Annotated in this window: 16 protein-coding genes and 1 pseudogene; 5 read left to right on the top strand and 12 right to left on the bottom strand. The window is 39.9% G+C overall.

All coding sequences use genetic code 11. From position 1 onward, the window contains the following. Positions 1-24 precede the first annotated feature (24 nt). The 11 genes from BJK46_RS09975 to BJK46_RS09925 form a co-directional block, all read right to left on the bottom strand. Entirely contained in the window at positions 25-1,206 is a 1,182-nt protein-coding gene (locus BJK46_RS09975; protein WP_014612826.1) for a thiolase family protein, read from the bottom strand. 23 nt (positions 1,207-1,229) lie between these two features. Further along, positions 1,230-3,491 carry a 3-hydroxyacyl-CoA dehydrogenase/crotonase FadB gene (fadB, locus tag BJK46_RS09970; RefSeq protein WP_103263449.1) on the bottom strand — a complete coding sequence of 754 codons (2,262 nt, stop codon included), beginning with the start codon at positions 3,489-3,491 and terminating at the stop codon, positions 1,230-1,232. A gap of 45 nt (positions 3,492-3,536) precedes the next feature. Further along, positions 3,537-4,748 (bottom strand): acyl-CoA dehydrogenase FadE, encoded by a 1,212-nt coding sequence (fadE, locus tag BJK46_RS09965; RefSeq protein WP_103263448.1) that lies wholly within the window; start codon positions 4,746-4,748, stop codon positions 3,537-3,539. 36 nt (positions 4,749-4,784) lie between these two features. Then, complete coding sequence (fadD, locus tag BJK46_RS09960; protein ID WP_015729735.1) at positions 4,785-6,299, bottom strand: long-chain-fatty-acid--CoA ligase FadD; 1,515 nt, start codon at positions 6,297-6,299, stop codon at positions 4,785-4,787. 18 nt (positions 6,300-6,317) lie between these two features. Next, a complete protein-coding gene (fadX, locus tag BJK46_RS09955) occupies positions 6,318-7,889 on the bottom strand; it encodes a fatty acid degradation protein FadX (protein ID WP_014612830.1) in 1,572 nt (523 codons plus the stop codon). Positions 7,890-8,176: 287 nt separating this feature from the next. Continuing rightward, on the bottom strand, positions 8,177-9,349 hold the full coding sequence (locus tag BJK46_RS09950; protein ID WP_103263447.1) for an MFS transporter: 1,173 nt from the start codon (positions 9,347-9,349) through the stop codon (positions 8,177-8,179). Between the two features lie 344 nt (positions 9,350-9,693). Further along, complete coding sequence (locus BJK46_RS09945) at positions 9,694-10,737, bottom strand: acyl-CoA dehydrogenase family protein (protein ID WP_063279032.1); 1,044 nt, start codon at positions 10,735-10,737, stop codon at positions 9,694-9,696. A 19-nt stretch (positions 10,738-10,756) separates the two neighbouring features. After that, a complete protein-coding gene (locus BJK46_RS09940) occupies positions 10,757-11,521 on the bottom strand; it encodes an ABC transporter permease (RefSeq protein ID WP_015729730.1) in 765 nt (254 codons plus the stop codon). Between the two features lie 5 nt (positions 11,522-11,526). Then, the gene (locus BJK46_RS09935; RefSeq protein WP_014612834.1) at positions 11,527-12,474 is read right to left on the bottom strand and encodes an ABC transporter substrate-binding protein; all 948 of its coding nucleotides are present in this window, start codon (positions 12,472-12,474) and stop codon (positions 11,527-11,529) included. Between the two features lie 13 nt (positions 12,475-12,487). Next, a complete protein-coding gene (locus tag BJK46_RS09930) occupies positions 12,488-13,228 on the bottom strand; it encodes an ABC transporter ATP-binding protein (protein WP_063279033.1) in 741 nt (246 codons plus the stop codon). 170 nt (positions 13,229-13,398) lie between these two features. Continuing rightward, positions 13,399-13,911 carry a DUF4242 domain-containing protein gene (locus BJK46_RS09925; RefSeq protein ID WP_014612836.1) on the bottom strand — a complete coding sequence of 171 codons (513 nt, stop codon included), beginning with the start codon at positions 13,909-13,911 and terminating at the stop codon, positions 13,399-13,401. A gap of 226 nt (positions 13,912-14,137) precedes the next feature. On the opposite strand from BJK46_RS09925, the gene BJK46_RS09920 reads away from it, so the two are divergent. Continuing rightward, positions 14,138-14,593, top strand: coding sequence for a P-loop NTPase family protein (locus tag BJK46_RS09920; protein WP_063279034.1), 456 nt, complete (start codon positions 14,138-14,140; stop codon positions 14,591-14,593). A 338-nt stretch (positions 14,594-14,931) separates the two neighbouring features. Here the strand turns inward: BJK46_RS09920 and BJK46_RS09915 are convergent, their stop codons facing one another. After that, positions 14,932-15,447 (bottom strand): peroxiredoxin family protein, encoded by a 516-nt coding sequence (locus BJK46_RS09915; protein WP_014612838.1) that lies wholly within the window; start codon positions 15,445-15,447, stop codon positions 14,932-14,934. Positions 15,448-15,716: 269 nt separating this feature from the next. Here BJK46_RS09915 and BJK46_RS09910 point away from each other — a divergent pair, with 269 nt between their 5' ends. The 4 genes and pseudogenes from BJK46_RS09910 to BJK46_RS09895 all read left to right on the top strand — a co-directional run. Next, positions 15,717-16,688: a LacI family DNA-binding transcriptional regulator gene (locus BJK46_RS09910; RefSeq protein WP_014612839.1), complete on the top strand. Its 972-nt coding sequence runs from the start codon at positions 15,717-15,719 to the stop codon at positions 16,686-16,688. Beyond that, positions 16,688-17,572 (top strand): ribokinase, encoded by an 885-nt coding sequence (rbsK, locus tag BJK46_RS09905; RefSeq protein ID WP_041614892.1) that lies wholly within the window; start codon positions 16,688-16,690, stop codon positions 17,570-17,572. Before BJK46_RS09910 ends, rbsK begins: the two co-directional genes overlap by 1 nt. Continuing rightward, positions 17,565-17,954, top strand: a pseudogene (rbsD, locus tag BJK46_RS09900) (D-ribose pyranase). Before rbsK ends, rbsD begins: the two are co-directional and overlap by 8 nt. A gap of 1,964 nt (positions 17,955-19,918) precedes the next feature. Then, positions 19,919-21,968, top strand: a 2,050-nt coding sequence (locus BJK46_RS09895; protein WP_142671672.1) for a YPDG domain-containing protein, incomplete at its 3' end; no start/stop codon positions are given.

Raw genomic sequence — 21,968 nt, 5'->3', positions numbered from 1 at the left:
AGTCCCTTTCCTAATAAGTAGTTTTTAAACCAGTTCGAAAACACCAGCTGCGCCCATACCGACACCGATGCACATCGTCACCATACCATAGCGCACATTTGAGCGTTTTTTCATTTCAGCCAACAATCTTGCTGTTAAAATAGCACCTGTTGCGCCCAACGGATGTCCTAAAGCAATGGCACCACCATTTACATTCGTTTTTTCTTCAGATAACCCGACTTCACGCATAGAGGCGATAGTTTGAGATGCAAAAGCCTCATTTAATTCAATGAGATCGATATCGTCAATGGTTAAATGTGTTAAATCTAGTACTTCAGGAATCGCAAAAGCAGGTCCAATCCCCATCAACTTTGGATCGACGCCCACTGCTTTATAGCCCACAAACCTTGCGATAGGCGTGACACCTAATGCTGTTACTTTTTCTTTAGACATGAGTACAACAAACCCGACACCATCTGATAATGGCGCTGATGTTCCAGCTGTCACGGTACCATCAGCTTTAAATACAGTCGGTAATTGTGATAGCGCTTCCATATGCGTATCGGGTCTCACTAGCTCATCGGTATCAAATATTTCTGTATCGACACGTGGACCGTTCTCATCGTAACTGACTTTGTTGACACGAATGGGGATGATTTCATCTGTGAATTTCCCTTTTTGCTGGGCTTCTGTTGCACGTTGATGACTTTGAACAGCATAAGCATCTTGATCTTCTCTTGCTACTTGGTACGTCTCAGCAACATTTTCAGCAGTGAGTCCCATTGGATATGACGCCCCTACATCTTGTTGTTGTAATGTAGGGTTGTTGGTTGGTTCATTTCCACCCATGGGTACAGCACTCATGAACTCAATGCCACCTGCTACGAGAATATCGCCTTGACCAGCCATGATTTGGTTTGCAGCGAGTGCAATCGTTTGTAATCCAGATGAACAATAACGATTAACGGTTTGGCCAGGTACACTATTAGGAAGGCCAGCACGTAACGCAATGGTTCTTGCAATATTTTGACCTTGTAGTCCTTCTGGGAATGCGTTACCGACTATAACATCTTCAACCATATCAGGGTGAAATGCGCCATCTATACGATTGAGGACCCCTTTTAATACTTCTGCTGCAACATCATCTGGTCGTTCATGAAAAAGCGCACCTTTTTTTGCTTTAGCGACTGCAGAACGGCCATAAGCGACGATATAAGCTTCTCTCATGCCAATCATCCTCTCTATTTAAATTAGTTTCGTAACGGTTTTCCATTTTCGAGCATATATGTGATTCTGTCATACGTTTTTTCAGTTTTGATAAGTTCTAAGAAATGCACTTTTTCTAATTGTTGAATGTAACGTTGTTGAATATACGTATTGCGTGGTAAGTCACCACCTGATAAAACTGTTGCAATACGTAACGCAATGTCATAATCATGTTTGCTGATATAGTGGCCGAGGCGTTGGGCATCAAGCTGTCCTTGGGCGAGTGAGAGAAAATCTTTGCCTAGTGCAAGATATTGTCTTTCAGTCGCTGGCATATAATGTGCATCTGCCTCGTATTGTGCACGTTGTAAAGCGATTTGGACACGGCGTTCTTGATTGAAAATAATGGTGTCTGTTGGTCGTAAGAAGCCATAACGCTGTGCTTCAAAAGCATTGGTTGACACTTTCGCTAAGCCTACTGTCATAAGAAGTTGTGTCATGCTTGCTTGTTTGTCGTTCATCATATGTGTTGTTTTTAAAATACGGTCACTCATTTCTGCGAGGCCACCACCACTTGGTAATAGACCGACCCCTGCTTCAACAAGGCCCATATATGTTTCACTACTTGCTACGATGAATGGAGAGTGGAGGGCAAGTTCGCAACCCCCACCCAGTACACGACCATGAATGGCAGTGACAATCGGTTTTTCGCTATATTTTAATCGATTGAAACTTGCATGTAACCGATCAATTGAAGGTGCGATCCGTTTATCGATTTGATTCGTTTCGTATGCTTTTTTCATTTCGTATAGATTAGCACCAACACTAAAATGTGGGCCGTCAGCATAAATCACCATACTTGAATAAGGTTCATTTTCCAACATATCAATCGCTTCGACCAAGTCATCGTTAAAAGCATCAGTAATGACGTTATTGTAACTTCTAAGCTTCAGCAACAGTTGATGTGCATTCACGATAGCGAGTTGTGAGTCTTTACGTTGCCAAAGAATTTTATCAAGTTGATGCTCAATAGGTGTAACGACATCAATTGTTTCACACTCTCCATAAAAGCCATCTTCTATTTGTTGAATCCACTCAGGTAAAGTCCCAAGTTCTGCTTCAATGCGCGTTTTTACACGATCAAATCCCATCAAGTCCCATAATTGAAAAGGGCCTAACTTCCAATTGAATCCCCAAACAAGTGCACGATCGATGTCTTGAAAATCATCGGTTGCTTTTGGAACATTGCGTGCTGCATAATAAAAGTTATTGCGTAGCGTTTCCCATAAAAATTGACCAGCTCTGTCTGTTGCATTGAATATCACGTCTAAGTTGTGCGCTAAGTCTTTAGTAAAAGTGGTGAGAATAGGTAACTCTGGTTGTGTTAGGGGAACATATTCTTGTTGATCGACATCATAGACAAGGCGTTGTTTTTGTTTGCGCGCTTTTTTGTAGAAACCTTGTTTTGTTTTTCGGCCGAGTGCACCTGCTTCATAGAGCGTGTCGACAAGCTTGACATCTTGGAAGAAGGGTTGTTCTTCAGGCACTTGTTGTAATCCTCGAATGACTGATACTGCAATGTCTAAGCCGACAAGGTCAGATAACGCGTATGTGCCTGTTTTCGGACGTCCAATAATTTTACCTGTGAGCGCGTCGATTTCTGTAATTGAGAAACCTTGTTGCTCTGCGCGATACATAATATCGTTCATCGTTTGCGTGCCGATACGATTCGCTACAAAGCCTGGGACATCATTGACAACGATCACCCCTTTGCCGAGAACTTCTTGTGTGAATGTTTGAACGTTGTCAATGAGCGTCGGGTCGGTCTCAGCGTTTGGAATGAGCTCGACTAATTTCATAATGCGTGGGGGATTGAAGAAATGTAGACCGAAAAAACGCTTCTTATCTTCTGGACTAAACGCTTTAGCAATTGCTTCAATCGGAATCCCAGACGTATTCGTCGCAAATAATGCTTCTGGTTTTGCAGTTTGTGCGACTTGTTGCCATAACTGATGTTTAACTTCTAAATCTTCTTTCACGGCTTCTAAATAAAGATCCGCATCATCATTAGCTAAGTCAGCTTCAAAATTTCCGTATGTGAGATGTGGCGCAAGTGCAAGGTCAAATAGTAACGGTTTTTTCGGATGTGTGATTTTATCGTATGCTGCTTTTGAAATTTTGTTCGGGTCGTTGTGATCAATGACGATATCTAATAGTTTTACTTTGAGTCCTGCATTGACAAGGAGCGCAGCGAGTTGTGCCCCCATTGTCCCTGCACCGAGGACTGTTACTTTTCTAATTGTCATCATATATTCCTCCCATAGTTCGCTTTTTGGCTTATAATTGCTTTTTTATACAAATGCGGACACACCTGTCAGTGCACGGCCGATGACAAGAGCATTCATTTCATGTGTGCCTTCATACGTGTAGATCGCTTCAGCATCAGAGAAAAAGCGTGCAATATCGTGTTCTCCAGCGAGTATTCCGTTTCCTCCAGTAATGCCACGACCCATTGCGACTGATTCACGTAAGCGGAGTGCATTCATCATTTTCGCAGTAGAGGTCGCTACTTCATCATATTCACCATTTTCTTGCATCCGAGCAAGTTGTGCACTCATAGACATCGCGTGAGTTAAATTACCTTGAATCATAGCGAGTTTTTCTTGGATAAGTTGATATTGACTAATCGATTTTCCAAATTGCTGACGTTCCTTCACATAACCGAGTGTTGCGCGTAATGTACCAGCGAGTGCACCTGTTGCCATGTAAGCAACGCCGGCACGTGTGGAGTATAAAATTTTAGCAATGTCTTTGAAACTTGTAATATTTTGGAGGCGGTCAGCTTCTTTCACTTTGACATGATTGAGCCGGATTTCAGCATTTGGCACGATACGTAGTGCGATTTTATGTTGAAGGACCTCAATCTCTACGCCTTCTTGATCAGGTTTAACTACGAAGCAATGTGGTTGCCCTGTCTCTTTATTGACGGCAAAGACCGGGATGACATCAGATACATGCGCACCACCAATCCATTTTTTAGCACCATTAATGACCCATTCATCACCATGACGTTCAGCGACTGTTTCAAGTCCCCCCGCGACATCTGAACCATGATTGGGCTCAGTCAAGGCAAAACATGTGCGTAATTCATGAGATTGAAGTTTAGGCACGTATTTTGCGACTTGTTCTGAACTGCCCCCGAATAAAAATGTATTATGACCGAGACCTTGGTGTACACCGAGCAGTGTCGCTAAAGAAACATCAAAGCGTGCAATCGTATATGACATGAAAAATTGAAACAATTGGCTCGGTGTTTTGGCTTCTTCACGCCCTTGATAAAGAAGTGGGTTTGTAAAATAGTTCAAGTTTCCAATATCTTGAAAATAGTCTTCAGGCACCGTCGCATCGATCCAATGTTGGTTGATGTCTTGACGATATTTACTTTCTAATAGGTCATTGAGTTGCTGTAATAATGCCACTTCACCGTCTGTTAAACCTTTCGCAATGCTTAAAATATCTTCAGGATACAATTGTTTTAATGTGGTTTTTTTATCTGTAGTCATAAAAGTAAACCTCCTAATAGTGATATGATGAGCTGATTATTGCTCAGATGTTTGTTGCTGTGCTTTGTCATTCATTATTTTCGTAATAGCTAATTTATCTGGTTTTTGTGTTGAATTAAGTGGCATGTGTGTGACCGGTAAATACATACGTGGCACTTTGTATCCAGCTAATCGCTCACGCATATGTTGGTCGAGTTGGTCAACATAGTCCTCAGGTTGCTCTCTTAAAATGATCGCTGCTGCAATAGACTCGCCGTATTTCGGATGTTCATAACCGACGACAACACAGCGATCAATGAGTGGATGCTCCGCGAGTGCATTTTCAACTTCTGATGGAAGAACATTTTCGCCACCAGTAATAATCAATTCTTTTTTACGATCGATAATAAAAATGTCACCATCTACATCTTTTTTAGCTAAGTCACCAGTCAGTAAATACTGATTGTGAAAAATTTTGGCCGTTTCCTCAGGTTTATTCCAATAACCAGGTGTGACATTTTTGGCGCGAATGGCTAGTTCACCAATTTCATTAAGTCCGACTTCGTTTTTGTTATCATCTAACACTTTCGCATCGACAAACATCACTGCTTTTCCGATGCTCATAGGTTTTTGTCGGGCATTTTCTGGCGTGTTAACCAACACGAGCGGTGCTTCAGTGAGACCATAACCGTTAATGATGTTGATGCCGTGCTTTTTGAATGCTTGTTGAATGCTCGGTAATGGTTGCGATCCTCCTTGAATCACATATTTCATAGCTCTAAAATGTTCTGGATTGAAATTGTCTTGTGTCAGTGTGCTGTAATACATTGTTGGAATCATAATGAGAAAGTCTGGGTGATATTGCGCAATCATGTTGTTAAGTTCTTCTCCATTAAAATAGCGTTGTAAGACGAGCGTGCCGCCTGCCATTAGAGTCGGTAACACTGTATCGTTAAAACCTAAAACATGAAACATCGGAGTTGAAATAATAGTGAGGTAGTCTGAGTTGAATTTATATGTCAGTTCAATATTGGCACCATTATGCACGAAGGATTCATACGAAAACATGACCCCTTTAGGTACGCCAGTTGTTCCACTTGTGTAAATTAAAGCGGCAAGGTCGGTTGACTCTACGTTAATAGCTTTAAATACAGAATGTTGTGAGGGGTCAACAATTTGGTTATACGCATCGGAATCAATATCCATATGCAAGTATTTTGGGTTAACCTCATTCAGTGAACTTAAATGCTTTTCAGCGTAAAACAATAGTTTCAAAGTTGAATCCTCGACAATTGCTGCAATTTCTTTAGGATTGAGACGCCAGTTAATCGGTAAGAAAACAGCTCCCGTTTTGAAGCAGGCGAACAGTAAATCCAATAATGCGACATCATTTGGTGCGAGGACACCGACGACATCGCCTTTTTGAATGCCTTGTTTTGTCAGATAATGTGCCATATGATCTGCACGAATATTCAGCTGTTGGTATGACCATTGTGTCCCTTTAAGGTGATCAATGACTGCAGGCTTCTCCACATCAAAATCTGCACGCGTTTTAATCCAATCGAAGTTCATCTCTTTATACCCCCTTGTTTATACTATTCTGTTTGACTGAATCATCTGTCGTAATTGCCCCCATTTTGCTTGATACATCGTGGGATCTACCTCTTTTAATTGTGGTGAAATTTTTGGTGTAAAGCCCATTTGAGCAATGATATCTTGCTCGATGTCTAGCCCTGGTGCCACTTCTATCAAGGTGAGGCCGTCTTCTTGCAGTTCGAATACAGCGCGGTCTGTGACGAAAAAGACTTCTTGATGTAATGACTTGGCGTACGATGCGTTGAAATCAATGTTACTCACTGTCTCAACAAACTTTTGTGTATGACCTTCTTCTACTACGGACAATTGTTGGTTTTCTATACTGAGCTTGGCGCCTGCGATGAGTGTGCCGGTCAAAATCAGCTTTTGTACAGATTGACTAATATCGATAAAGCCACCACAACCATTCATGCGATTGCCGAAGTAGGAGACGTTGACGTTGCCATGTTGGTCGACCTCCGCAAAACTCATTAATGCAATTGAGACACCCCCGTTGTAGATATAGTCCCACGTTAATTCGTGACGCATGCGCACGTCGGAATTGTAATTCATCCCGAAATGTTCACGACTACCTATAAAACCACCGAAAATACCAATGTCCATAATCGGCTGAACCAAATCATTGACGTGTTCCTCATGCAGAAGGTTTGTCAATTCATTGTTGATACCGTAACCGATACTCATCGTGTCCCCAACACTTAAAAATTGGGCTGCACGTCGCAACATCAGTTTTCGGACGTTGAACGGGAGTGGCGGCTCAGGTATGATGTCAATGCGTGCCTGTCCGGATAACGTTGGTTGATACATCGTTTGGACAACTTGACGATGCTGTGATGTATCTTCAACGACGTACACGTAATCGACAAGTGATCCAGGAATATACACGTGGTTCGGATTTTGTTGACCTTTATCAACGATAGCTTTGACTTGTACGATGACCGTGCCACCATTGGACTTTGCATTGAGCGCTAAACTGTAACTTTCACCGAGATGTGCTTCTTCGTCCATGTAAATATTGCCTTGTTCATCCGCGTATGTGCCTCGAAGTAATGCGACATCTAATGGTGGTAATTGATAATGCAAAAAATCTTCGCCATCAATGTTCAAAAATGAGACGAGGGATGCAGTCGTCTTATCATTGACGCGCCCACCTTGATAGCGCGGATCAATATGGGTATTCAAACCAATTTTTGTAATGACACCTGGCGTAATCGCATTCGTTTGACGATAGTGTGTTGCGATAACCCCTTGAGGTAAAAAGTACGCCTCCAACTCATTATGTTTAATCGCTTGAGCTGTGCGAGGAGAAGCGGTCATAATACTCATAATGACACGGTCTACCATGTGCCGCTCAACAAAGTCATCTAATTCGGTTGCCAGACCACGACTACTAATGTCATTCGCCATCATCATCGTCAATTGTGTCGGTTCGTGATGTTGATTGTAATGTTCAATTAACGATGAGAGTAGTGCTGCGGGCAAGTTGGAAACGGTCAGTGCGGCCAAACCAATCACATCACCCGTTTTAACAAGTGACGGAATCGCTGCCCATGTACACATTTTCATGTTGCAGAGCCTCCTTTTACACTTTTTATGTAAGCCCTTACATGAAATATAACACAGTTACAATGATTGTAAAAATAAAAAATTTGTATTTTCAGACAATAGACAAAGATTAGACAATTTTTAAAGTATGATAAATTGAGTGGCCACACTGTTTTCAGTCGTTTACATGGGAGATGAAAAAATTTTCAATTGGGCAATTCGGTATAGGAATGGAAACGTAAGATTGAAGAGAAAACGGTCTTCCAAATGAAAAGGACTCAACCATTGAATGGCGAGTCCTTTGATGTTTATTTTGAATGTTGTGCGACATGGCGTCCGTGTACGAAATAATAGATTACGAGTGCGACAAGTGCTAATACGGCCATCGCAATGTAAAGTGCACGGAAGCCCCATGATGAAATGAGATAGCCTAATAAAAATGGACCGAAACCTGCACCGAAGTCTAAGAAAATGTAAAATGTCGATGTCGCAAGCCCTACATTTTGACGCGGTGCTTGTTGTACGACGATAGCTTGACCGCTTGGCACAATCGTTCCGTAACCCATACCGATAAATATAGCGGACAGCGTGATGAGCCATGTACTTTGCGCGCTACTCAATATGAAAAGTCCTATCGCGAAGATAGCAATGACAGGATACATAATGGCATTGTGTCCGCGTTGGTCGAAGATTTTCCCTGTAAAAGGTCGTGTGATAAAAGAGGTGATTGCATACACGATAAAAAAGTAACTCGCGACAGTCGGTAAATTTATCGATTCTGTATACACAGATAAAAATGACAGGACACTTGAATATGCGACGCCAATGACAGCTAAGACGAAAGAGACGGGAATCGCATCTTTTTGAATAAATGCGCGAATGCCTTTCAATGGTTCGCTTTCTGTAGATATTTCTACTTTAGGTAATGGTTTCAAGGCAAGTGCAAGAACAAATGCGACAATGATCACTCCTAAACTGAGTGCAAAAATGGAGCGGAAACCGAATGATTGGTTGAATAAAATACCGAAAAACGGTCCGACAGCAGAAGCAGTTGTCACACTTAAAGCATAGTAACCGATACCTTCACCCTTACGTGCTTCCGGTACAATACGTGAAGAAATCGTACCTGTCGCTGTAGAAGAAAAACCAAATGCGATACCATGGATAAACCGCACAATTAATAATAGTGAGAGTGTTTGAATCACGAAATAAAGTGCCACTGTAATAATTGAAAAAATAACGCCATAAACGAGCACTTTTTGAGGTTGGAGCGAATCGACTATACGTCCGGATGCGAGTCGTCCCAATAACATACCGATAATGAAAATACCGGATGCGAGACCACCGATACTTTCAGAGGCATGGAATTCATGAATGGTAAAGACTGTCACTGTAACCATCAACATATAGTGAATCATGTACATTAAAAAGTTGATCAAAGTGATGAAGATAAAGTCTTTTGACCAAAGTTTTTCTTGCATAAATAGGACCACCTTTTGTCGGCAATAGAAGTAAGTTTGATATGTACTTAGTATAGAACATCGTATGCGACATGTTAAATAAGAGGTTTTGGAAGGACGGGAGGGAGCACAATGATGCATACATTGTTGTACAAAAACTGGAGTATTACAAATTGCTGAACCTTATATTTGCTTCACGGGATACGACTTCCTTTGGTCTGCATTTTCCAAAAGACTTGCCTCAACTCCCCCACACTTTTGTATGATAGTCAAACAAATGAGGGGGACCTGAGGCATACCCGAGGAAAAGTATTATTTTGTAAAAGGGTGATTTCACTTTTGATTGGGTGACGCGTTTGAATTGTTTACGTCATCTGAAGTGTCTCTTCCAGTTTTCCTAAATGACGCAATGTTGGTGTGAGTGCCGCAAAGAAAAAGCCTTCTTTCAACTTACGCGCTTGTGGAGCTTTGGGTGAATAGGCACGGGAACCACCATTCACCATTGACGCTTGGTTCACTTCAAGTAACAAATAACCTAACGCTTTTTTTAATTGAATCACTTCGAGTAAATGATCGTTTAAATCACCTTGTGCCTTGTCCAATAACGCATAATATTGTTCACGTAACGTTTCAAACTGTTTTTTGTAATTTTTAACATCATATTCCAAATACGCATTAATGCCGTTTTGTGCGTTTGAAAATTGATCGATTAAATCGAGCGAACTTTGAATAGATCCTAATGCGATAGGAATCTGTAATGCGACGAATTGTGGGCGAATGGTTGCCGCAAATTTCTCAGCGTCTTTCGTAATGATTTGTGATTCGGGTACTGCTACGTTGTCGAATATAATGCTGTAAGTGGCTGAACCATTGACACCAAAGAAATTCGTTTTTTCTTCAAGTGTGAGACCATCTGTATTCGCTTGTAAAATAAACATCACCAGTTCATTCGTCTTAGTATTTTGTGAGATAGCACCGAAATAATGGTCATAGCCGATATTACTTACTGCTGGCAATTTACCGTTCACGATCAATTGGTCGCTCTCATAGTGATGCGTTAAGTTGAATGTTTCTAATGCATTGAACGACTTCATCGGGTTAGACAAGCCTGTTGCGCCTAAAGCTTGGCCGGATAAAATTTGTTGTTGTAAATCTTCGTGTAATGCCGCTTGTTGTGCCTGTTTTAAATACGTTGAAAAGGCGAGTTGGCACCATAAACAAAACGCTGTTGTCAGGCATGAATAGGCCACTTTTTCAACGACTTGCGCATTTTGTTTTAGATTATCTTTTGAAAAATGGCCGTTTTCAAATAAATGTTGAATGAATGGCTGTGCATAATATTGTCCGTTATCAATTTCGACTAAGTAAGGGTTCAATTCTTGTTCAATTAAAGTTTCAATCGTTGTCATAGTGTAGCTCCTTTATTGATTAAGATTCTCCAAAGCGTTTTAAAATCAGACTTTCTAAATAACTAATGATACGGTCGATCAGAAAACCGAAAATACCGATGAAAAAGATGGCGGATAACACATCTTCAAGGTTTAACATGTTGCGTGAGTCGACAATGAGAAAGCCGAGTCCTGATTGCGCGCCGATCATTTCTCCTGATACTAAGAAAATCCAACTCGTACCCACTGCGACATGAATGCCTGACATGATGTGCTTGAATGCGCCAGGGAAAATGATGTCACGGTATAATGACCACCCGTGTAAGTTCAAGTTGTCAGCAATTTTTAAATAATGGTTGTCAATCGTGCGTACACCTTTAATCGTGTTGAAGACGATAGGGAAGAAGGCAGCGATAAAAATAATGAAAATGGCTGGCAAACTTCCGATACCGAACCAAAGGACGATAAACGGTGACCATGCAATCGGTGAAATCGGTCGAATCGTCTGAAGTAACGGCTCAATGGCTTGATAAAGTATGCGATTGCGCCCTAAAAGAATCCCGAGTGGAATAGCGAGCATCACCGCAATAAGAAAACCGACGATAAAGCGATATAAACTAATGCCTAAGTGTAGGAATATTTCCCCGGTAATGATGAAATTGCCAATACTTTGTGCGACATGAACTGGACCAGGTAATAAGACAGGTTGGTAATGTCCAATCCAAATGACGCATTGCCAAAGTAATAAAAAGAGTGCGAATGTATAGAAAGGGCGTAAATATTTTTTGAATCGTTTGGCGGTCATGTGAATCACCCTTCCTTATATAATGAGTTGTCTACAAATTGGTCGTATGATGGGGCGTCAAACAAGTGATGCGCTTTTACGAGTTGTGCAATGTTATCATAGCCCTCTTGTTGGATTGTTAAATCACCATAAGACGTCCATTTTGCAGATTGTTCCAGTATTTTGCGATCTTGTTTATAGTATTTCGACATAACGTCGACACTTTTGGCTTTATCATCTAATTGGTAGCCTGCTTTTTTGTAGTCACTTACAAATTGTTGTGCAGCTTGATGATGGTGTTGAATGACATCTTCTTGTAGAACAAGGACACAACAATACGCATCGGGCATAATATCACTACCATGTTGTAACAGATGCCCTTTACCGAGCTGTTCACCAAGTGCACCAAATGGTTCTGCGACAGAATAACCATCAATCCGTTGTTCACTGAGTGCGGCAGGCATTTCAGCAGGTGCCATTTCGTGATAATGAAAATGATCATGGCCGATATGGAGCTGTTTGCGCATTTCTTCTAACAGTAAATAATGTGTGGAATAACGGTGTGGAATGGCAAACATATAATTATTGTCGTTGTTAAAGTCATGCAAGTCATGGCCGTTTTGACCAAGCACCACATTGCCCTCGTGATGTCCGAGTGCCACGGCTTTGATCGGCGAACCTTTTGATTTTGCTTTCATTGCGAGTTCGATCAAAGTAGAAGCGCCATCAATCCGTCCACTATTGAGCGCATCCATTAAGTCAGGCCAATTGTTAAAACGCACTAATTCAATATCATAATTCGGATTATTCTGTTTGATTTCTTTCGTCATCATCAAATTCGCGGCATGTGTAATCGGCAGGTAACCAATTTTAAGTACTTTTTTGTCTTGATTGACGTGATTTTGAGAATTTGGCGTGCATCCTGTAACAATGAAAAGGGCGATAATGAATAAGATCAATGCTCTTTTTTGCATAAATTTCGCTCCTTTACAAATAATATTCCGGCTCTGCCATATGATGATTGAGTGCGAAATCTTCCATAATTTGACGCCGAATCGATAGTAATGCTTCATCACTGCGATTTCTCGGATGAGATTGCTGAATGGTATATTGGTTGAGAATTTGAGCCCCATCCCCGAGAAGCACAATTTCATCAGATAAATAGAGCGCTTCGTCGATATCGTGCGTCACGAGAATGAGTGTAGCATCGGTATGTGTCCGCAATTTGATCAGTTCATCTTGTAATTTGTAACGTGTAAAAGCATCCAGTGCGCCGAGGGGTTCGTCTAAGAGTACGACACGCGGTTGATGAATGAGTGCACGACAAATGGCGACACGTTGCTGCATTCCACCTGAGAGCGCGGCAGGGAATTGGGTACCTTGATGTGCTAAACCGACCGTTGATAAATATGTATTGATTTCAGCATTTGATACATCTTTCGTTAAACCGAGCTTAATATTGTCGTTAATCGTCTTCCAAGGCAACAAGTTATGGTGTTGAAATAACATTAAACAATCCGATGACGGTGCTGTCTTACGTGTTTGATCTATTACAACGTCACCCGAGGTAGGTGTTAAAAAGCCACCGATAATATTGAGTAGTGTCGACTTACCGCAACCACTTTTGCCGATAAAACTGACAATTTTTCCTTTAGGTATCGTTAAATTAAAGTCTTGAATGACATGGTGTTCTCCAAAATAATGATGTAGCGTTTTAATCTCAATCATTGCATCACCCTTCCTTAAATATTATTAAAATACTAGGGATTATAATGATAAGAAAGAGCGAGAAAGAGGTATCGACAGTATGTGATATTCTAAAATCAAATAGCTGACTGACTACTCATTTCTCGCTCCCAAATGTGACGTTGTGCATTGACGCCATAACAATAATGACGTTAAATTTTTTCGATGCCGTCAATAGGTGTATTCACAGCTTCACGTGCACGACGCACCGAATCTTCATCGGGTGCGTTATAGAGGCATACACATTTTGTCATATCTTCGCAAACATAAGTTCTTTGGAATTGGACTTCAGGTACTTCTTCATAGTGTACAGAATTTTTCTTTTTACGTTCTAAATATTGATCCATCGTAATACCTTCTGGAATGTTCCAAGTCACTAAATAGTCGATAGATACGTCACCTTGTTTCACTTCGTCTAAATCTTTACCGACGAGACGGACTTCTTTCACTAGGCTCACTTGAATAGACCCATCTTCTAAAAATTGTTTCGCTTCTTCTTCGCTATGACCTTCAACGATAAAATAACCGTGTGATAAATCTTCAGTGACTTGTACTTCAATCAATTCTGGACCTGCTTGTTCAGAAAGAGATTGCACCTTTTCTTCTAATTCTGCTGGCGTTTTTGCGAATGATAAATCTTGAGTTTCCAATAAGAATAATGACATAAACAGTACCTCCAACAATTTTTAATATGGACATATTACCTTAATTCCTATCAGAATACAAGGGATTATTAGAAAATAAATCAGAATTTTTCGATAAACAAGAAACAAATCTATAGAATTGTGCGGTGTTGAATCATTTTATTAATAATGAAAAATGTTATCGGAAGGCGTATCATTGGTTGAAGATGGTTTATAATAGTAAATGTCAATAAAGGAGGGGATGTATATGTATCGACGTATCGTTATTTTAGGAATGCCGGGTTCGGGAAAATCGACGTTGTGTGCGAAATTGGGAAAGGCGCTTCATATACCTGCATATCATTTGGATCGTTATGCATGGGAGGGCGACACGCTTGTACCGGCAGAGGTGTTGCAACGACATGTCATTGAAATTGTGAAAACAGATGCATGGATAATGGATGGCACGTATGAAGGCACATTAGACGACAGATTAGCGCGCGCAGATTTGTTAATATGGCTCATAGACTCACGTTGGCGCTGCATTTTGCGTGTCATCCGTCGCTATGTGATGAGTAAAATACATCCTCAAACCGGAGACAATCCAGATATTATCAGTTGGGAATTCATTCGTTATATTTGGCAGTATGAGCGTCATAAAACAGCGCGTCTGTTGTGTATTTATCAGCCTCATGCCGACCATTGTGAACTGTGGCGGAGATGAAAAGGCTTAACAAAATGATTTTAACGGCGTCTTGTTCATTAATCGAATTTAATAAAAATGATTTCGATTGAGGTTTTGAACCCTTAACTTATTACAAATCTCGTTGAATGTTCAGCATAATGGTTCATGCGATGATGACATTCTTCTGAAATTTGAGTTAAGGGTTCTTTTCATGCTCAGTAAATTATCGCAGTATCAATGTGGTTTAATGATACGTGGAGTTGAACTTTGAATAAAAATGTGATCATACAGTGATGAAATAAAGTGTTACGCCTTAGTTTTATTTACACTACTAATAAAGTTATAACCACATCTCCAATAGAACGATTCTTTTTCTACTATTCAGCCTTTTTATAACTTTTTTGGATATATTGAATAATCTTTCTTAACTCAATCATGCTTGGGCGGCCAAATGGATTTGTTTGTTTTTGTTGATAAAGTAAACGATTATCTTCAGAAACTAAGAAATATGCAGGTTCATTGTGCGTCCCGTGGTCATCATAAATCGAATCATCTGGATGGCTATAAACCCCGTAAGTATTCGCAAAATCATTGTTTTCATCGACAAGCACTGGATAAGGCACTTGTTTTTCCTCAACCATTTGACGAAGATTTTCTGCTGTATCATTTGACGTTAAAATGATTTGAATATTTTTCTTTTCAAAGTAACCTACATTTTTAATTAAACTATCGAGCTCTTCCATACAAACAGGGCACCAAGAGCCACGGAAATTAATCACAAAATACCATTGGTTCGGATGCGTTTGTTGGAATTGGTGAAAATCGAATGTTGTTCCATCTGTTGCGTTCAATTGAAAGTTCGGCATTTGATCGCCTAATGTAAACTCTGCCATTGTTATTCTCTCCTTTTTATTTTCTTTAATATGGATATACTGTTAAGATATTTCTGCTAATTCAAATATAGCATTGTTGTGATAAACAGCGAAGTAGTGTGCTTGTGGTAAAGAAAAAATAAAGTAATTTTTGAATAGAAAATGACTTTTATACTACCGTTAATGTGCGGGAAGTCCTAGTTTTAACAAGAGATGAAACACTTTATATTGCACGTTTGTGAAACTCGTGGTAATTTATATGTAAACGTTTCCATAATAGGAGGTGTGTGATGGCGACCATTAAAGAAGTGGCTGCTTTGGCGGGGGTATCGGTAGCAACTGTGTCTCGGGCGATGAATCGGAGTGGCTATGTTAAAGCAGCGACGAAAGCTAAAATTGAAGCCGCGATTCAACAGTTAGACTATGCACCGAATGAAGTGGCACGGACTTTGAATATGAAACAATCTAAAGTGCTCGGTCTCCTGTTACCAGATATGAGCAACCCTTTCTTTACACAAGTAGCACGTGGCGTTGAAGATACAGCGATGGCGCACGGTTATCACATTATGATTGGAAATGGTGCGATGAATGAGCATAAAGAGTTGAATTATTTAGCGACTTTTAAAGCGAATCATTGTAGTGGTATTATTGCATCTCAACTGTCGACAGAGCATGCCTTTGAACAGCTTCAAAGTGACGAGCGACCGCATGTACTTATCGATCGAGTGACGAAGGATGACTTTTGTGTTGAAGCCAATCATCAACAAGGGGGACGTTTGCAAGCGGAAGTGGTGCTCCGTGGCGAGGGCCAACGCGTGTTGATTGTGTATCAAGATCAAAGTTATCAATCATTTCAACAGCGGTATGAAACGGCACGCAAAGTGTTGCAAGAAGCGGGCTGTACAGTGTTTGAAATATCAGATTTAGCTATGACTGAGGCACAATTTTTAAGTTTAGTTCATGAAAACGACATTGACAGTGTCATTTGTAGTCATGATGTAGCTGCATTTCGTGTATTAAAATGGCTCAATTATGACGGACAGCGGGTACCGGAAGATGTGCAAGTTGTCGGTTATGATGATATGCCACTAGCGGAATGGTTGGTGCCTGGATTAACGACTGTGCGACAACCGGCGTATACGTTAGGTGAACGCGCAGCTCAAAAATTGATCGCTCAAATTGAAGGACAAAGCAACATAGAACGCAAAACATTGTTAGATGTCACATTAATAGAAAGAGAAACGACAAGGAGGAATCAATGATGCGTCAAATTTATGTCATTGGAAGTATGTCTATGGATTTAGTGGTATCTTCACAGGTGGTACCAGAACAAGGTGAGACAGTGTTAGGTGAGGACTTCTTTACAACACCTGGGGGCAAAGGTGCGAACCAAGCTGTTGCCGCAGCACGTCTCGGTGAACAAGTGCATATGATCGGTTGTGTCGGTGAAGATACATTCGGTGAGCAAATTCAACAAAACTTTAAAGACAATGGTGTGCAAATAGATGGCATTGAAGTGATTGAAGGTGAATCATCTGGAACAGCTCATATTACATTATCACAGCAAGACAATCGCATAATCGTTGTGCCATCAGCAAATGGTTATGTGACACCAGAACGGATTCAGCCGTACTTAGCGCGTATGGAAGCGGGAGATATTGTGCTGATTCAACAAGAAATTCCAGCAGAAACAGTCGCGCATGTGATAGATTACTGCGCGCAACATGATATTGTATCTATTTTAAATCCCGCACCTTATCGTGAAGTGCCTGCAAAAGTCATCGAACAAGCGCATTATATTACGCCTAATGAAACGGAAAGCGCGCATCTATTTAAAGGTGAGGCCATTGAAGAAGTCACGGCACAATATCCAAATAAACTCATTGTGACACTTGGTTCGGAGGGGGCAATGTATCATAACGGCGAACAAATCGTTAAAGTCCCAAGTTTCAAAAGAACGGTCAAAGATACGACGGGTGCAGGAGATACGTTTAACGGCGCCTTGGCAGTCGGATTACAAAAAGATTATTCGTTAACTAAAGCGATTGAATTTGCCAACTTAGCAGCAAGTTATTCAGTAACAGGTATGGGTGCACAAGGTGGCATGCCGTATTTTGCGGATTTGGAACGTGAATTAGGTGTATAGATTTGGCACATTAAACTGTGAAATTTCGTGTGTATTAAGCAGGTGAGGTCACACAGATGAAATTGTTATTGCGGATTGTGGACTCCCAATTCCAGAAGGGGTCAAACGTATTGATATCGCATTGAAAAAAGGCACGCCATCATTTCAAGAAGTGTATGAAGCGCTTATGTATCATATGGTCGTGGAACAAGCCATTGTAGCTCGAGAAATGGTAGAGGAAAATGAAGCGTTGTATCAAAAAGTTAAAAATGATTTTCCAACGCTTGAAATGGTTTCACATGAAAAATTTAAAAAACAAACACGCCATGCGAAAGCAATTATTCGAACAGATGAGGCAACACCATATGCCAATATTATTTTAAAAAGTGGTGTGATTTTCTAAGGGGTGACAACGATGCCCTACCTAGACCATCAAAATTTCAAGAGCTCATGAATCACCTTGATACGAATAAGCGACTACGATTAGCCACCGTTGAAACAAATCAATGAGTAATTAAATCACATATTTATCAAAAGTAGACGTATGTTTGGGAGAAATCTCACATACGTCTGTTTTTATGATGTCTCACAATTTAAAGGGAAGAATATTAAAACGGGGGGCTTTGCTATCCTTCATCTCCACTCACGGCAAGTAGGGTGACTGAATGTAACAGAGGGTGAAATGAGCAAATGTTCCACAAAGAGAAAAGTCCCGAGGCAAGCAACCAACCAACCATGCGACACTCCTGAGGGATAAAATAAATATCTAAATATGATTTCTACTTTTTAATAGTGGTTCCTGTTTATCGCAGTAGCTGTCTGACTTCTCAATGCGCTCGCTTTTGAGAAGTCGAGTCAGCCTTGCGGGGGCAGTACGACGAAATCTTTGTTGCACATGAGGTTTCTGTACTGCTCCCAAAATCCAATTCGGCATCAACCAGGTGTTCATTTCAATCAAGCCGAATTTAGTTGAAGGGTCAGCCCCTAGGAAAGAGAGCATGGTGGGCGTGGCCAACGGTTTAAAACAACGTCTGTGTCACCCAATGCTCAACCCACCCAATGCTCAACGCACCCAATGCCCAAAACCAACACGACACCCACCACACCACAAAAAATGCCCCTGATGTGAGATGAAGCACATCAGGGGTCTAAAGGTTTTAAGATTTTAAGATGATTTTTTTAATTATCTAGAGTTGTAAAAATGATACAAGATGTCGGTATGTTGCTATAGATGAAAGGGAGTGTATCACTATACCAACAACCTTAACTATAGAATCAAGTTGTAATTTTGGAGGTGTTACGCAATTTTAGGGGTATAACGTAACTACCCAATACATGTCACAATATCAAGGGCTAATTTATATCATGGCATATATTAACATGTTACAGTCGATATCGTTTCACTCTATGTAGTAGAGGGATAACATAGGCGAATCTTCAACTGTTTAATAGGATTCATACCTGCTGTTCAATCTTACTTTAGTTATGGAGGATAAACATTTCCGTTGTGACAATCTGCTATCAACTATGCTGAGCTTGTCCAACTTGGCTTTTACTTATTAAGGGAAATATGAATGCTTGCTTACTGTAGTCTTTTTAGGAATGACTGATATGTGTATGATTCTTGACCCTTGGCTTCAAGTAACGGATTTGATTGAAATGCGAACAATGTTGAGATAGGTATCAGCATTGTTACTTTGTAATGTAAAACATAGATATGAGTGTGCGCACAATAACAAATATCAAGTAACATTACGTTCCACCATCAATTAAGACAAGTTGTGCAGGGCTAATGCGACGTTGCCTTAATTGAATTGTTCAATGATAAAACGAAAATATCAGAGAAGCCTTCATATCGTTCATACGGTCATCACAGTGTACGCATAGGGCTCAAGTTATGCCTTTGAGACCAGATGAATCGCTATGAAAAAGCAAAGCCATTACAGAGAATGACATGTGATATACGTTTATCGAATTGAACAATTTTAAGATAACACATCATATAGGTTTTGTAAACAAAAAAGTTAGGCTAACCTAAAAATAATCTATAAACATCTGTATAGACAAGTGTTTATAAGCATTTCATTATAATCAATCATACAAGATATTCAGTTATAAAATAAAATAAAAATGTAATATACAATAAAAAAATAGACCATAGATTTTAAACAAAAAAAGATGAAGTTAACAATATATAAATTTACTACAACATAAGATAAAAAATAATTATATTGAGGTATATTCGATTTGGTGTTAATGTTAATTGTAGAAGATTCATATTTTAGGAATTGTTGTTTTTATAAAAATATACCTTTAACAACAATAACTTAAGTGTGTTTCAATCTTATTTAGGAGGTAATTCAGGAAATGAAAAAGTTTAAAAAGCCAAGAAGACTTGATTTTTTACCTAACAAACTCAACAAGTATTCCATCAGGAAATTCACAGTGGGTACAGCATCAATCTTAATTGGATCATTGCTGTATTTGGGTGTTCAGAATCAAGCAGATGCATCTGAAATTAATGAACAGACAAAAGCAGAAACACAAGGGTTCACAAATAATTCATTAAACTCAGATGAAGAAGATTCTTCAGTGAATACTGTAGCGGCGCAACAATCTAGCGAACAAAATACAGATGTAGAAAAAACGGTGGAAGCTGCTCCGTTCATTGAAGAACAAAATAATGATGAGCAAAGAACCACTCAAGAAAGTAACAATACAGAAAAATTTTCTGAAAATAAAGTCATTAACGAAGAATTAACTTCAACTGAAGACATATCAGGTGAATCAGCAAAAGAAGATAAAAACATCGAAAATAGCAATGACGAAAATCAAGTTGAGGAACCATCAGCAGAAGAAAAAGTGACTGAAAATAATAAAACAACTGATGCTAAATTGCGTAATGTTATTGAGAAGGATAACGTATTAGAAACAAAAGTGTCAAGTCAGGGAACGTCTAATGAGGATGGCACAGTCATTGATACAGAAACAGAGGAGACGAATCCACCAAAAAGTCCTCTAAATACTTCTGTAGAAAGTAATTATGTTAGTGAGACAAATGAAAATGTAACATCAAGAGATGCGCAATTTGATGAAGTAGTGTCTCAAAACTTACCAAAAAACTTTAATGTATTATCAGCAAAGGAAGCTGAAGCAGCAATTACCTATGCACAACTCAAGGCATATGCAGAGAAGATGAATCAACAACCAACAGCGGCATTATTAAACTTAAGTACGAGTCCATCTAATGCTTTCTATAGATCTGCTTTAAGAGCTGTTGGTGATACAACAACTCAGATGGTAACGGTTTCAGGCACTGAACATTTCAAAAAATATGGTGACGTTGTACACCAAACTTATCCAGAAGAATTCCCAAATGCAGGTACGTTAACAGCTATTAATCCTGTTACAAAACCGAATACAGGGACAAAGGGTGCTTTGCAGTTTGATCAACAAATAAGTTTTGATAAAGATTTTAGGATTAAACTTCGTGTAGCAAATAATAACCAGTCGAATACAACTGATTCAGATGGATGGGGATTTATCTTTACAACAGGTAGTGGACAGGATTTCTTAGATCAAGGCGGTATTTTGAGAGATAGAGGTATGGCAAATGCTGCTGGATTTAAAATCGATACGTCTTACAATAATGTAGGAGGTAAAGCGGATCCTTTAGATAAAGATAAAACAAATAATCTTACTAACATTGGTGCTGTTAAGATAGGCTATGGAACATTTGTTAAAAATGGTGCTGATGGTACAACGCAGCAAGTTGGAACAAATGCTTTAGGCAGTAAAGATAAACCAGTTAATAAAATTCAATATGCAGATAACGCTCCGGATTACAATGATGGAAAATTTCATGGTCAGCGTTTAAACGATGTCATTCTTAGTTATGATGCTGCTTCTAGCACACTAACGGCAACATACGCAGGTAAAACTTGGCAAGCAACTGTAAATGATTTGGGGTTAAATAAAAGTGATAAATACAATTTCTTAATTACTTCAAGTCAAATGGCAAATAGATATTCTAATGGGATAATGAGAACAGATTTGTCTGCAGCAGAAATAACTATTCCTGCTGAAATTCCACAAACAGAAACACATGAACCAGGATATGAAGAAGGACGCACAAAGCCGAACGTACCGATAACAGTGCCACAAACAGGAGATACGACAATACCACCAGGAAGTCAATATGAGATTCCAACAGGTGGTGTTCCAGAAGGCTGGACAGCGGAAGTAGATCCAAATAATGGAACAGTAACAGTAACGCCACCGGCGGATGCGACACCAGGAACATCAGTAGATATTCCGGTGAAAGTGACATATCCGGATGGATCAAGTGAGGAAACACCGGCGAAAGTGACAGTAGTACCGAATGATGCACAAGATAACACACCGGGATACGAAGAAG

The organism is Staphylococcus pseudintermedius (assembly GCF_001792775.2).
GTDB lineage: Bacteria > Bacillota > Bacilli > Staphylococcales > Staphylococcaceae > Staphylococcus > Staphylococcus pseudintermedius.
Note: the sequence above shows the minus strand (reverse complement) of the source record. Positions and strands in the feature narration are given on the sequence as shown.

Excerpts from the sequence above, each read along its gene's own strand:
- BJK46_RS09945 (WP_063279032.1), bottom strand. The coding sequence starts at position 10,737 with ATGACAACGATTGAAACTTTAATTGAACAAGAATTGAACCCTTACTTA.
- BJK46_RS09910 (WP_014612839.1), top strand. The coding sequence starts at position 15,717 with ATGGCGACCATTAAAGAAGTGGCTGCTTTGGCGGGGGTATCGGTAGCA.
- BJK46_RS09920 (WP_063279034.1), top strand. The coding sequence starts at position 14,138 with ATGTATCGACGTATCGTTATTTTAGGAATGCCGGGTTCGGGAAAATCG.
- fadD (WP_015729735.1), bottom strand. The coding sequence starts at position 6,299 with ATGAACTTCGATTGGATTAAAACGCGTGCAGATTTTGATGTGGAGAAG.
- fadB (WP_103263449.1), bottom strand. The coding sequence starts at position 3,491 with ATGACAATTAGAAAAGTAACAGTCCTCGGTGCAGGGACAATGGGGGCA.
- rbsK (WP_041614892.1), top strand. The coding sequence starts at position 16,688 with ATGCGTCAAATTTATGTCATTGGAAGTATGTCTATGGATTTAGTGGTA.
- BJK46_RS09925 (WP_014612836.1), bottom strand. The coding sequence starts at position 13,911 with ATGTCATTATTCTTATTGGAAACTCAAGATTTATCATTCGCAAAAACG.
- fadX (WP_014612830.1), bottom strand. The coding sequence starts at position 7,889 with ATGAAAATGTGTACATGGGCAGCGATTCCGTCACTTGTTAAAACGGGT.
- BJK46_RS09915 (WP_014612838.1), bottom strand. The coding sequence starts at position 15,447 with ATGGCAGAGTTTACATTAGGCGATCAAATGCCGAACTTTCAATTGAAC.
- BJK46_RS09950 (WP_103263447.1), bottom strand. The coding sequence starts at position 9,349 with ATGCAAGAAAAACTTTGGTCAAAAGACTTTATCTTCATCACTTTGATC.
- fadE (WP_103263448.1), bottom strand. The coding sequence starts at position 4,748 with ATGACTACAGATAAAAAAACCACATTAAAACAATTGTATCCTGAAGAT.
- BJK46_RS09930 (WP_063279033.1), bottom strand. The coding sequence starts at position 13,228 with ATGATTGAGATTAAAACGCTACATCATTATTTTGGAGAACACCATGTC.
- BJK46_RS09940 (WP_015729730.1), bottom strand. The coding sequence starts at position 11,521 with ATGACCGCCAAACGATTCAAAAAATATTTACGCCCTTTCTATACATTC.
- BJK46_RS09975 (WP_014612826.1), bottom strand. The coding sequence starts at position 1,206 with ATGAGAGAAGCTTATATCGTCGCTTATGGCCGTTCTGCAGTCGCTAAA.
- BJK46_RS09935 (WP_014612834.1), bottom strand. The coding sequence starts at position 12,474 with ATGCAAAAAAGAGCATTGATCTTATTCATTATCGCCCTTTTCATTGTT.